This window comes from Paenibacillus lautus (assembly GCF_050482385.1).
GTDB lineage: Bacteria > Bacillota > Bacilli > Paenibacillales > Paenibacillaceae > Paenibacillus_AQ > Paenibacillus_AQ lautus_B.
Genome location: NZ_JBCNHV010000038.1, coordinates 18024 through 30266 on the forward strand (window position 1 = coordinate 18024; position 12243 = coordinate 30266).

Below are 12243 nucleotides of genomic sequence, written 5' to 3' on the forward strand. Positions count from 1 at the left end.
TGCTCAATCGGCCATTACACAAATTTCTGGGAGATCTCCTGGCATTTATCAATATCGCGGTGAGTATATGAATGGAAGTGGAACAACGGTACGTGATATTATACAAATTATTGTAAAATAACCCTAAGAGCCGAGTGGATGAGAACGATCCATTCGGCTTCTTTATTTCTTGGAATTTAGTATTGAACTATGCAAAATGCTTGTAAAACGATGATGTAAGAAGACAGCGCGTTTTTGGAACAAATGCCGGAGCATCCGACCGCGTTTGTTTGCAGAATATAATGGAAGTATTTTTTTGTGGATTAGTAGAATATTTTATTTAGGATTAGCAATCTATAAGAAACAACCCAAGTTGAATTATGCTAAAAGGTAGTTAATGTATAATGTAGATATCCCTCATGAACAAAGGAGAACTGAAAATGAGAAAACTCGTTTTATTTCTGCACGCATCGCTTGACGGTTTTGTAGAAGGGCCGAACGGTGAAATGGACATTGGCTGGGTTTCCTACGATGCTGATTTGGAGAAACACGCGAAAGAAATTCTGAGTATTGCCGACACTGTCATTTGGGGACGTGGGACTTATCAGATGATGCACAGTTACTGGCCATCTGTGCCTTCGAACCCATCAGCTTCGCAGCATGAACGGAATCATGCCGAGTGGATCGAAAAGACAGCCAAAGTTGTTTTTTCCACGACGCTGGAGAAAGTCGAATGGAACAATTCCAGACTGGTGAAAGAAAATGTCGAGGAAGAGATCAAGAACCTCAAACAGCAACCAGGCAAGGATATGGTCATCCTCGGCAGTCCTAGGTTCGCGCACTACCTAATGCAGCTTGATTTAATAGATGAGTATAAAATTACTGTTTCTCCCGTCCTGATCGGCAGCGGGTTGCCGTTATTCCAAGGTCTCAAGGAGAAGATCAATCTTAAACTCATCGAAAACAAGACCTTTGATTCTGGAGCCATAGGTCTCGTTTACCAGACGACAAGATGACCTGTCACTTAAAGTAGATTACGCAAACGGGTAACGATAGTTTAAAGAAAACTGATGAAGATATTTCAAAGAAGATGCTGACATTCTATAACAATTATTTAGAGTTAAAGAGGTAAATAGTTAATCATTGAAGACCATCACATGTCGATATGGCAAAAGAATCTCATGGAGTACAAGCTACAAATTACCGAGGGATCGTGGAACCAAAATAAGTCATACCATGATATCACTCTTAAAATTGATGATTTTTTGAATACGATAAGATTTGTCATGTTGTTCAACTAACGGGGAATTTGTGAGTCGAAGAAGGCGCTGAGATTCTATAACACCGTGTTCAAGCTGCGGGTCGTTCGGCTTTGGTCTGCAGAGGATTTCCGAGAAAGCGGATTCAGCAGACAACCATGCGAGGCTAAGTCTTCGACCCGGCGCTACGCGCCTTAAGCCTCTCGGGTTCGTGAACGGGGCTTACACCCCTTGGTCGTCCGATGTATAATCATGGAAGATAACTCGGACGACACACGAGCCAGCCTAAGATAGGAGCTATCTAAGGCTGGCTCGCGTCGTGAATACGGGAACGTTAGTTGAAGGATGCGCAAATCTTAAAGGTGAGGGTGATTCGTTTGAAGCAAGGACTCATTGTGTTGATGAATGGAACTTCAAGCTCAGGAAAGACTAGTATTTCTATGGAACTGATCAATCAGAAAGAGATTCTTTTTCATCATTTATCCATAGATGATTTTTTTTATAATTACAATGATTTTATCGATAATAAATTTCCAGACATTGAACCTACAAGAGAAGTGGATAATCAAGTTGTCGGACAAATACTTTTTGATCCCATAATCTCAGTGTATTATGCAACAATTAAACTGTTTTCAGAAATGGGTTTGAATGTAATCGTCGATACCGTAATCGACAATGACAAGCGGTTTAATGATTATCTTGATGTATTTTTTGATCATCCTACATTATTTGTAGGTGTACTATGCTCGAAAGAAGAACTCATAAGAAGAGAGCAAATAAGAGGAGATCGAGAGATTGGACTAGCAAATTCCCAGTTCAATAAAGTATATTGCTTTAATGAATATGACCTTGAAGTAAATACTGAAGACTTGAATCCAACAGAATGTGCCGAAAAGATATTAAGTTTTATTAAGTCCGATAAGGATTACTCGGCATTTAAGAAATTAAGTAAAAGAGATATTCGTGTTTCATAGAAGGCGAATCCATCAGATAACAACATATTCACGAATAAGGGCTATCGCATTGCCCCTCGTTCTGCCCAAGGGTTTTCGAAGAAGCGGAATCAGGCGGACACATCTGCAAGGCTAACTGCACTCTGGGCAGCCGGATTGGTTGGAGGTCTACGCCTCTCCAGATCGCACCTTATGCCTTTCGACGTGGTGAACACAAGAACGTTAGGTGAAATCCCCCTAAACCATTTTAATTACAGGAGATTCTATGAAGCGAACTATAATGATCAGTGATATTCATGGCTGCATAAATCAGTTAAATCAATTGTTATCTCAAATCTATTACGATCCGAATAATGATCAACTTATTTTACTGGGTGATTATGTTGATAAAGGGCCAAACAGTAAAGAGGTAGTTGAAAGAGTTATTGATCTGATGGGGAATCATAATGTAATTGCGTTACGTGGAAATCATGACCAACGATTGTTTGATCTAATTTATACCGAAAGTAGTAATGTTAGGTCCAAGTTCATAGAACACGGTGGCATTCAAACTATACAAAGTTATTGTGATATAAATACTGAAATCAATGAAGAACAATTGAATAAGGCGATAGAAACTATTAGAACTCATTTTAAGCATCATCTTGATTTTTTAGGTAGCTTACCTCTATACCATGAAGACAATAACCACATTTATGTTCATGCTGGATTGAATCCAAACTATACAGATTGGAAGAAGCAACCGGAACGGGATTTTATGTATATAAAGGACGAATTCATTAGATCAAATTTTGAAATAAACAAGAAAGTTATTTTTGGGCATACCAGGACAATTGATATACATGGAGTACCCGATATATGGTTCAGTGAGGACAAGATAGGAATAGATGGTGGATGCGCATATGGAATGCAATTAAATGGTTTAATCTTTCAAAATGGAATATATACAACGGCACAGGTTAAGAGTTCTTGAGATTAGTACAGGATGTAGGGAACATCACCTAACACTATATTCACGTATCGGGACGACTCTGTCGCCCCTCGGTCCGGCAGTAGCTTGATGTAATTCGGTGAGGCATTTCAGTATTACGCGGAAGCCCCTGATCTCAAGGTGTAATAGCATAGAGGAGAATCCAGCAGACAACCCTGTACTGGCTAAGATAGGAGCTATTTAAGTCTGTGAGTATTCGTGAATATGGGAAACGTTATGTGAAATAGTCGAAGACTTAAAAAAATTGAAAGAGTGATTGTATTAATGGTAAATCAAGACATACTGGTTAAGGGTATGGAAGCATGGATAATTTCAATAAGTGGTTAAAGGTTTTGATAAACAATAGAGAGGAAGTTATTAGAACCTTAATACTTCAGGGCGCCATCACATAACACCAGATTTACCATCGTCGCTAACTCTCCTTGGTAGCCAAGAGGGATAACAGAGATCCGGATTCAGGCGCCACATTCAACCGGCTAAGTCTGACGACCCGGACCTACGGTCCTTAAGCCGCTTGAACGTCAGGAAGCCAAACGTTAAATGAAACCATTGCAAAGACAATTTCAATAAGTGCATAAGGAGAAAATTAATGATGCTTGACACTTCCTTTAAAGAAATCAATGAGCTTTTTCGATTCCATCATATTGACGATGAAATTATAGGAATCCAAAGATTATCTGGAACAACTTCCGGCCTTGTTTTAAAGCTGGAATCTCAAAAAGGAAATACATATATTTTGAAATATGATCATCCGCACCAGATCCAATCGGGGGAGTATTTTTTTAATACCTATAAGAACTCAACGCTTTTACCCAATGTCCTTTTTACAGCAAGTGATAGATCGTATTTTGCCTACACATTTATAGAGGGTACAACACATTTTAATCGTGGATCCAAGAAACATTGGCTAACCCTATTAATTAAAGATTTATTCAATAAATATGTTCGTTATAAAGACTCGGGCATTCCGGGCTTAATAGAATATTCACAAGAGACATGGAAAGAGTTTAATTTAATAGGTATTGAAGAAGCTAGGGTCAATATAGGGGACTTGCTGTCGGTTGAGGACTATAATTATGTTCAATCCAAAGTAGAAAAACTTTTTGATAATCGTATGAAGCAGGGAGATAAGTTCTTATTGCACGGTGATACAGGCGTTCATAATTTTGTATTTGACCAATCGACGTTAATCGGTGTAATTGATCCATCACCGATGGTAGGACCATTAACATATGACTTTCTATATGCATTTTGTTCTTCGCCAGATGATATTAATGTTGATACCTTGTATGCTGCTGCGGATCTTCTTGAACAAGGTGAAATAGATAAATTTAGGTTGATTGAAGAAGTAATGATACAACTATATTGCCGGATAGGTCTTTGTGTTAAGCATCATCCAAGTGATTTGCCCGGCTATCTAAAAGCATGGGAAGAATGGAAGCAATTGTGTGGGCAGCTCGATGAGGGCATTGGCATCATTTAACATCATATTCACGCATCGGACGTACGCCCTTGGTCCAGCAGAGGTACTTCGGGGAAGCAGAGGCAGCCGGAGACACCCAGCATGCGCTGGGTGTCGTGAATACAGAAACGTTAGGCCGAAAGATCACTAGAAGAGTAAAAACAAAAAAGTACAGGGGATCAAATGAAAAAAGAAATTATAAAATACCTTAATGATAATTTCCCGAATTTGGGTAGTGACATACATATAAGATTTGAACTTGGGGAACCATTTCGAAATGGTTCAAATCGAAGAATTAAACAAGTGAATAAAAGAGTTGTAACTATATTTGAAGAGGTTTTTGACCAAAATGATTCTATTTTTGTTTATATCAAAGATTGGGGAATTATAGAAGATGCTATGTTTGGGAATACAACACCTGAATATCTCTACGAGTTACTAAATGGAAGGACAATAGAAGAGGAAACATTATTTGATTTAGATGAAGACGAAGATGAAGAAGGAAATACAATTGAAATAAAGCAAGAATATCAAGTCAAGATCTTAAATGGGCTTGTTTCTTCATTTCCATATAGGAAAATTCTTGAAGGGATTAGTCATTACGAGCAAGGAAGAGAGCCCTCCATAGGTCAAAGTGTCTTTTTTATTAATAAGGACAAGGACATTGTATTTAACATGTATGATGATAGAGGTTGTATTATTTATTCAAAAACTAAAGAACAATTAAGACACCTATATGTGAAATATAATGATTGGATAGTGAATTATTGGAGAGATTATTTCAATAGATTGTTCAAGGATGAGTGATTCATCGTCTAACAAAACATTCCTGCTGCGTCGCTGACTCTCCTTGGTCGCCAAGAGGGATAACAGAGATCCGGATTCAGGCGACACCTTCAATCGGCTAAGTCTGACGACTCGGACCTACGGACTTATATATCTACAGGAATTACTAAGTAAATTGAAGGTGTTGTTAAATGATAATAGAAGTAGATGGTTAAGTCCGTCGGACTCGTCACTTTGCTCCCTTAAGCCTCTCGGGTTCGTAGATACACAAACGTTATAAGAAATCATATGCAAACATTGTTTTAAGCAAATTCAAAAGAAGAAGTTCAACGGGAATAAAGTAACAGTAAAAGAAATGATTTAAACCTCAAGAATACTTTCTAAGTGATGTTAGTCAATTCAAAATTGGATGGTGGACTATATGAAAGTAGTCATTGGAGCAGGGCAAACAAAATTTGATGGTTGGCTCAGTACGCAGGAAGATGAGTTGAACTTACTATCTTTAGAAAGTTGGAACAAATTATGTGAGCCTGAGAGTATTGATGCGCTCTTGGCTGAACACGTATGGGAACACTTAACGTTTGAAGATGGAATTATGGCTGCGAAGCATTGTTATCAATTTTTAAAGCCTGGTGGGTATATTCGTTGTGCAGTTCCCGATAAGAATTTCCGTAATGATTGGTATCAACAGATGGTTCAAGTCGGTGGTCCTGGACCAGCGGATCATCCCGCAGCGTCTCACAAGATAGTTTATGATGCAAAAACCCTCGTATCAGTATTTGAAATCGCGGGGTTTGAAGTATCGTTGTTGGAATATTGTGATGAAAACGGGGATTTTCATTTCAGCTATTGGAATGAAATGGATGGTAGAATAGGTAGATCGTTTCGATTTGATACAAGGAATTCTATTGAAAAACTAGGAATGGTGTCTATTATTATTGATGCAAAAAAACCTTTAATAATAAGAAATAAAACCTAGAAATAAATTGGGAAGGTTACTAGATTCGAAGAACGTATATGACATCTTATAACAATTTCACGTTATGGAGCCTGATGACTCCTCAGTCCTCAAGAAGTATTTCTGGGAAGTGAAGACAGCGGACAACCCTACACTACCTAACCTCGTCGCGGTCACTTACGTTGGTCACTTAAGGCAACGCATCGGGCCAGCTTTGCTACCCCTTGGTCCCGGAAGAATAAACAAGGAAGCGGGGGGCGGGACACATCCACCTCTGGGGGACGTCGTGAATGCTGGAACGTTATTAGAAATACCTGCTATTTGAAAGGAGAGCCAAGATGACGACAACATATCGATCCAATACGTTTAAACCTACATTTGTTACCCTGAGCAAAGATTTTGCTAAGAAAGCTGGATTTACTAAATCTTGCACTGATGATTTTGGAAGACTTCTATATACTCTGGCGGGACAGGAAAAGAAGAATATACTTGAGATTGGTACAGGATTCGGAGTAAGTACAGCTTGGATAATTTCTGCAATGTCAAAGGATGCCAAATTAGTTACTGTAGACATCGACCAGAGTAAAGTGAAAAGTGCTATAGAGATATTGGGTAGGAAGAATGTCGAGTTTTTATGCGGTGACTGGAAGGATGCATTGAAAAGGGGACCCTTTGATTTAATATTTGCAGATGTCAAAGATGCGAAACAGGATAATGCAGAATTATTATTTGAAAGCATGTCAATAGGAGGCTTGTTAATACTTGATGACCTGACTCCAGAAGAATATTGGCCAGATGATTGGAAGGGGAAACCAGATAAGATAAGAAATTATTGGTTGAATCATCCTAAACTTGCTGCATCGGAATTATTTTTGAACCCTAGGGAAGCTGTGATTATTGCGTCAAGACTAAGTGTCTAAGGATTTTGACAGTGTATTCATAGATGGCAAGAACTTCTTATAACAATGCATTTACGCGATGTGTCAGTAAGCTGACCCTTGGTCCGCTCGAGGCATTTTCAGGAAACTGATTCAGGCGGACAACCGTGCGAGGCTAAGTCCGTTGGACCCGGCGTTCCGCGCTTTATGAAGAATCAATTACTTGGTTTGATGAGGATAGACAGTTTGATACTATTCGAGAAGCGTACGAATGGGTCTATAGTGGAGCATATAATGAAATTCGGTAATCTGAGTAACTTTGCGAGTGGAGACCCCGTTGATCACCATCTCCATAAGGGAGTTGGTTAAGTCCCCATGATAACGAGATCTTTTCCGTTTGATTAAGACAGTGTTATTTCCACGTTATTCTCATGAAAGATGATATTATCGATGATTAAGTTTGCGAATTATTTCTCGTGTAATATACTTAGTATATTAATATTATGATGTCAGGGTGGTTTTGTGGAATTGCATTTATACGAGCAGATATATATCTATATTGTACAAGAGATTAAAGAAGGCCGATTAAAAGAAGGAGATCGAGTCTCTTCTGAAAAAGAGTTGGCTGAAAAATTTGGTGTCAGTCGTATTACATCTAAAAAAGCTCTGGAGAAATTGGCGGATTCTGGGGTTATCAAACGAATACAAGGAAAAGGCTCTTATGTGGCCGATGGTATAATTGGAGAACAAGAACCGAAGCACTATTCAGAGGTTAGAACGACCTTGGCTTCTGAGGATGATAAGCGGTTGATCGGGTTTATTATACCGAATTTTTCTGACGAGTTTGGCCTACAACTTCTTAGATCGATGGAAAAACGGAGTGCTGAGCACAATTATCAACTCATTATCAAGCGAACTTGCGGGGATCGGGATGAGGAAAAACGCGCGATCGACTTATTTATTCGTTTAGGCATCAAAGGATTAATCGTGACCCCCATTCATGGTCAACACTATAATTCGGAGCTGCTTCGTCTTGTATTGGATCGGTTTCCAATTGTTTTGGTCGATAGATATCTAAAAGGAATTCCGGTTTGTTCGGTTTTCACAGACAATAAGAGAGCAGCCATGGATCTTACACGCCATCTGATTAACAAAGGTCATAAAAAAATTGCCTTTTTATCTCCGCCGGAAGAGAACACTTCAACATTGGAGGAAAGGCTGCTCGGATATACGTTTGCTTTCACCCAAGAAGGAATGAACTTGAACAAAGATTATTTATTGACAAACTTGAAGGGCACCCTTCCCATGAACATAAATGGAACAGCGATTGAAAGTGATAAAGAAACAGTAAAGCATTTTTTGAAACAACACCCTGATGTAAAGGCGTTTGTCGCGTCGGAATTTCTAATAGCTACCATGCTGGCTCAGGTCATCAACTCGATGGGGAAATCTCTGGAGGAATACGAGATTGTTTGTTTCGACTCCCTGAACGATCACCTAGGTCAACCCATCTTCACTCATATTGAGCAGGATGAGAAGCAGATGGGTGAATTAGCCGTGGATATGCTAATCTCTCAGTTGCATGGAACAGCAGTTCCCGAGCTGAACATCATTGAACATCGTATGATCGTGAAAAATAACGGATAGGGTAATACAACTGCAGTTCAACAAAAGCAAGGTCAAATGTTCGTAATTCGTGGTTTTTGTCTTGCAATCATATGAAAATACCCCCTCTATACTGGTCTCTCATTTTCCAGTATTGCCAGGGGTTAATCATTTATTTCAGCGAGGAAGCAAAAGAGAGGAGGTATAAAAGGTGGACTCATTACTTTGGATAACTATTGGTTTCTTCATAATTGGATTTGTTGTTCTCGTTTCTATGAAAAAAAGTATGGAAAGTAAGCTCGCTTTTATAAAAACAAATATTGAAGATGAGGAAAGTTCAAGAAAAGCTAAATCCATAGTTTGGTGGATAGTGAGTACCACAGCTTGGGGAATAGTGAGTATGATTCTTATTGTTTGGTGGTTTCATAATCACTTTGGATAACTGTGGTTTCCTTTAATTTTTACGTAATTATCGTAAGCGTAAAACCCAGCACACCTGTTCATAAGAAACAAAGCCTGTCACAATGAGTCCATCATACATGGAGAGGATGGACATATGAATGGAAGAGACTTTACAGGAAATATGGGAGAACCGCATTGCGGCCTATCAGGAAAGCGGGCAAACGATGAAGGCCTGGTGTGCCGAGCAGAACCTGACGGTGCATCAGTTAAAATATTGGCTGTCCAAAGCCCAAAGACAGCATTCCCCGGCGGCAACTTCTACGACCTTCCGTGCCGTGGCCGTCACAGCCCCGGAGGCGGAAAGCGCCTCCTTGTGGGTGAAAGTTGGTTCTGCACGCATTGCCGTGCGCCCGGGTTTTGAACCGCAACTGCTTCGCGATGTGGTAGCTGCACTAGAGACCCTATGCTGAATCTAGCTGCTGCTTCGCAGGTCTATCTGGCCTGTGGTTCCACGGACATGCGCAAATCCATCGACGGCCTGGCGGCGATCGTCCAGACTACATGAAGGAACGCTCCATTGCCGCTTACAACACCAAAATCGGGTTGGATTTTCTGGAAGCCACTTATCAGATCACAGTGTTCAAGGCATTAACAAACGAAAATAAAGTGAAAGCCAGATCCATTCAAGTCCTGAATGACTCTATCATCTTCACGGCGTTATTTTCCCCAAATACACAACCTCGTCTTTGTCATTGTTATCGTATCACTCCGGCGTACTCAAGCAGTTTCAGGAATATCGCAAACAGTTTCATATTTCTAAAAGTACACTGAAATCGTATGAAAAATACATTGGCAAATTTCTGTTGTTCCTAGAGAGACATGGTGTTTTAGACCTCTCCCAAATAACGGTATCATCCATTCTGGATTACACCAACATTCTTGCTGGCTATTCATCCGCAACCGGCCACAATTCTCTTTCAGCGCTTCGCGTTTTCCTTCGTTACTTACATGAAACAGGCACTCTGGATGAGGATTTTGCCGACAAAGTCCCTAACATAAGATACCGGAGAGACGCTCGTATCCCGTCGGCATTTTGTAAAGATGATGTTCATCGAGTATTGGAAGATGTGGATCGCTCAAGTCCTAAAGGGAAAAGAGATTATGCTATGCTGCTGAAATCATTCAGAAATTCGTGAGGCATAAACGTTCCTTGGGATACAAATATCTCCTCGAAGAAGACCTGCTCTACCGGTTTTCACAGTTTTCCTCGTCCTATGAGATGTCGGGTACAACTATTATATCGCTTGTTCAATGTGTCGAGGAGTCCCCAGGGGTTTTTTGGCACTTTATTTTTTTATGCATCATGAATTTTTATGTCGTAATATTGCAATTGACACATTACACAATGGTATATTAACATACTTAGTATAACCAGTAAATTCCTTATAACAAATTCACTTCGTTCATCATTTTCTGTTTTTAATAGCTCATATCACCAATAATGTTAGCGCTTACATATATCTAAATTTGGCTATGTTTCTATTATCTACATGTAAATGTGAATCAGAAAAATGAAGTGAGTTTTATAGGGATCCAAGGTATCTAATTAATTTAACTAAGGGGGACTTTGAATGAGGAGATCCAAAAAATTCGCATTTCCAATTCTTGTTTATTTTCTGGCTTTGTTATTACTTGTAACCGCTTGCTCAACGAAGGGAGGCTCCAGCGATCAGGCGGGAGAGGGGATTACAACGGTTACGATGTGGCATGGTCTTACCTCAATTGATTTAGATAATATGAATAAAGTCGTGAAGGCATTTGAGGAGAAAAACCCTACCATCAAAATGAAATTGGTTTATACAGAATCCAGCGAGGGATCCGATCAGAAGCTGCTGACTGCAGTCGCAGGCGGCAATCCTCCTGACGTTGCACTTTTCGACCGGTTTAAGGTCGGTACTTGGGCTGCGCAAGGTTCTCTGACTGACTTATCCTCGATGGCAGCAGAATCCGGAATTCGAAAGGAAATGTATTACCCATTTGCTTGGGAGGAGTCTAGTTATCAAGGAAAGCTTTATGCAATGCCGATGGATACGGACTCTCGCCTGCTATTTTACAATAAGGATCATTTCAAAGAAGTAGGGCTGGATCCCAACAAACCACCACAAACAATCGCCGAGCTTGAAGCGGCCGCCGAAAAGTTGACCATCAAGGAAGGTAAACGTTTCAAACGGATCGGGTTCATCCCATGGTATTCGCAAGGCTGGCTGTATACTTGGGGATGGGCATTTGGAGGAGAATTCCAGGACGCTGCCACCGGCAAAATTACCGCAAATGATCCTAAAGTCGTTGAAGCGCTGCAATGGATGACCGACTTCGGCAAAAAATACAATGTCGAGGATATTGCCGGATTCACAAGCGCAGCTGGCTCGGAGGAAATGGATCCGTTCATTTCCGGTCAAATCAGCATGAAGATAAGTGGAAACTTTACGGTGAAGGGTATCGAAAAATTTAAGCCGGATTTAAATTACGGTGTTGCACCAATACCGACCCCAACAGGTACTAATTTTACGACATGGTCGGGAGGAGGGTCCGCTATTATCCCTAAAGGCGCCAAGAACGTCGCTGCTGCTTGGAAATTCCTCGAATTCTTAGGGAAAGAAGAGGGGCAAACGTTATTAAACGCTGACTCTCAAATTTCGATTATCGATTCGGTTAACGACAAATACGGTTACAAGGACGATCCGATTATGAAAGAATTTATCAATATTTTACCCAATTCACATAACCGCCCAGTTATTCCTGAAGGACAACTGCTGTGGAATGAGTTAGCTTCCGCAACGGAAAAGGCTACCCGCGGTAACGGTACTCCGAAAGAGAACCTGGATAGAGTAACAGAGACTGTGAATAAGGCTTTAGAAAAATACGACAAATAGGGTGCTCGGTAGGCAGGGAGCGAACCTTTCTCTCCTT

Annotated in this window: 13 protein-coding genes and 1 pseudogene; 13 read left to right on the plus strand and 1 reads right to left on the minus strand. The window is 40.2% G+C overall.

Annotated elements, in window-relative coordinates; genetic code table 11:
- The first annotated feature begins 419 nt into the window (after positions 1 to 419).
- From ABEW73_RS32915 to ABEW73_RS32945, 7 genes are all read left to right on the plus strand, one after another.
- Positions 420 to 995 (plus strand): dihydrofolate reductase family protein, encoded by a 576-nt coding sequence (locus ABEW73_RS32915; RefSeq protein ID WP_430171387.1) that lies wholly within the window; start codon positions 420 to 422, stop codon positions 993 to 995.
- A 620-nt stretch (positions 996 to 1615) separates the two neighbouring features.
- Positions 1616 to 2212, plus strand: coding sequence for a chloramphenicol phosphotransferase CPT family protein (locus ABEW73_RS32920; RefSeq protein ID WP_430171411.1), 597 nt, complete (start codon positions 1616 to 1618; stop codon positions 2210 to 2212).
- 244 nt (positions 2213 to 2456) lie between these two features.
- A complete protein-coding gene (locus ABEW73_RS32925) occupies positions 2457 to 3164 on the plus strand; it encodes a metallophosphoesterase family protein (RefSeq protein WP_430171385.1) in 708 nt (235 codons plus the stop codon).
- 607 nt (positions 3165 to 3771) lie between these two features.
- Entirely contained in the window at positions 3772 to 4665 is an 894-nt protein-coding gene (locus tag ABEW73_RS32930) for a phosphotransferase (RefSeq protein WP_430171383.1), read from the plus strand.
- Positions 4666 to 4827: 162 nt separating this feature from the next.
- Positions 4828 to 5451, plus strand: a complete 624-nt coding sequence (locus ABEW73_RS32935) for a DUF3885 domain-containing protein (RefSeq protein ID WP_430171381.1) — start codon at positions 4828 to 4830, stop codon at positions 5449 to 5451.
- A gap of 400 nt (positions 5452 to 5851) precedes the next feature.
- On the plus strand, positions 5852 to 6409 hold the full coding sequence (locus ABEW73_RS32940) for a class I SAM-dependent methyltransferase (protein ID WP_430171379.1): 558 nt from the start codon (positions 5852 to 5854) through the stop codon (positions 6407 to 6409).
- A gap of 317 nt (positions 6410 to 6726) precedes the next feature.
- Positions 6727 to 7308: an O-methyltransferase gene (locus tag ABEW73_RS32945; protein WP_430171377.1), complete on the plus strand. Its 582-nt coding sequence runs from the start codon at positions 6727 to 6729 to the stop codon at positions 7306 to 7308.
- 258 nt (positions 7309 to 7566) lie between these two features.
- On the opposite strand, the pseudogene ABEW73_RS32950 reads toward ABEW73_RS32945, so the two are convergent.
- Positions 7567 to 7680: pseudogene (locus ABEW73_RS32950) on the minus strand (transposase); the annotation flags it as partial.
- A gap of 108 nt (positions 7681 to 7788) precedes the next feature.
- On the opposite strand from ABEW73_RS32950, the gene ABEW73_RS32955 reads away from it, so the two are divergent.
- The 6 genes from ABEW73_RS32955 to ABEW73_RS32980 all read left to right on the plus strand — a co-directional run bounded on the left by ABEW73_RS32955 (position 7789) and on the right by ABEW73_RS32980 (position 12206).
- On the plus strand, positions 7789 to 8913 hold the full coding sequence (locus ABEW73_RS32955; RefSeq protein ID WP_430171375.1) for a GntR family transcriptional regulator: 1125 nt from the start codon (positions 7789 to 7791) through the stop codon (positions 8911 to 8913).
- A gap of 169 nt (positions 8914 to 9082) precedes the next feature.
- A complete protein-coding gene (locus ABEW73_RS32960) occupies positions 9083 to 9313 on the plus strand; it encodes a hypothetical protein (RefSeq protein WP_430171373.1) in 231 nt (76 codons plus the stop codon).
- Between the two features lie 118 nt (positions 9314 to 9431).
- Positions 9432 to 9743: an IS66 family insertion sequence element accessory protein TnpA gene (gene tnpA, locus ABEW73_RS32965; protein WP_430171371.1), complete on the plus strand. Its 312-nt coding sequence runs from the start codon at positions 9432 to 9434 to the stop codon at positions 9741 to 9743.
- On the plus strand, positions 9737 to 9838 hold the full coding sequence (tnpB, locus tag ABEW73_RS32970; protein ID WP_430171369.1) for an IS66 family insertion sequence element accessory protein TnpB: 102 nt from the start codon (positions 9737 to 9739) through the stop codon (positions 9836 to 9838). The genes tnpA and tnpB overlap by 7 nt, the downstream gene beginning before the upstream one ends.
- Positions 9839 to 10025: 187 nt before the next feature.
- On the plus strand, positions 10026 to 10469 hold the full coding sequence (locus ABEW73_RS32975; protein ID WP_430206427.1) for a tyrosine-type recombinase/integrase: 444 nt from the start codon (positions 10026 to 10028) through the stop codon (positions 10467 to 10469).
- Between the two features lie 564 nt (positions 10470 to 11033).
- Positions 11034 to 12206: an ABC transporter substrate-binding protein gene (locus tag ABEW73_RS32980; protein ID WP_430171365.1), complete on the plus strand. Its 1173-nt coding sequence runs from the start codon at positions 11034 to 11036 to the stop codon at positions 12204 to 12206.
- Positions 12207 to 12243 lie beyond the last annotated feature (37 nt).

Bases quoted from the DNA above. Each gene is read 5' to 3' on its own strand.
- ABEW73_RS32915 (WP_430171387.1), top strand. From the start codon at position 420: ATGAGAAAACTCGTTTTATTTCTGCACGCATCGCTTGACGGTTTTGTA.
- ABEW73_RS32925 (WP_430171385.1), top strand. From the start codon at position 2,457: ATGAAGCGAACTATAATGATCAGTGATATTCATGGCTGCATAAATCAG.
- ABEW73_RS32930 (WP_430171383.1), top strand. From the start codon at position 3,772: ATGATGCTTGACACTTCCTTTAAAGAAATCAATGAGCTTTTTCGATTC.
- ABEW73_RS32935 (WP_430171381.1), top strand. From the start codon at position 4,828: ATGAAAAAAGAAATTATAAAATACCTTAATGATAATTTCCCGAATTTG.
- ABEW73_RS32940 (WP_430171379.1), top strand. From the start codon at position 5,852: ATGAAAGTAGTCATTGGAGCAGGGCAAACAAAATTTGATGGTTGGCTC.
- ABEW73_RS32945 (WP_430171377.1), top strand. From the start codon at position 6,727: ATGACGACAACATATCGATCCAATACGTTTAAACCTACATTTGTTACC.
- tnpA (WP_430171371.1), top strand. From the start codon at position 9,432: ATGGAAGAGACTTTACAGGAAATATGGGAGAACCGCATTGCGGCCTAT.
- tnpB (WP_430171369.1), top strand. From the start codon at position 9,737: ATGCTGAATCTAGCTGCTGCTTCGCAGGTCTATCTGGCCTGTGGTTCC.
- ABEW73_RS32980 (WP_430171365.1), top strand. From the start codon at position 11,034: ATGTGGCATGGTCTTACCTCAATTGATTTAGATAATATGAATAAAGTC.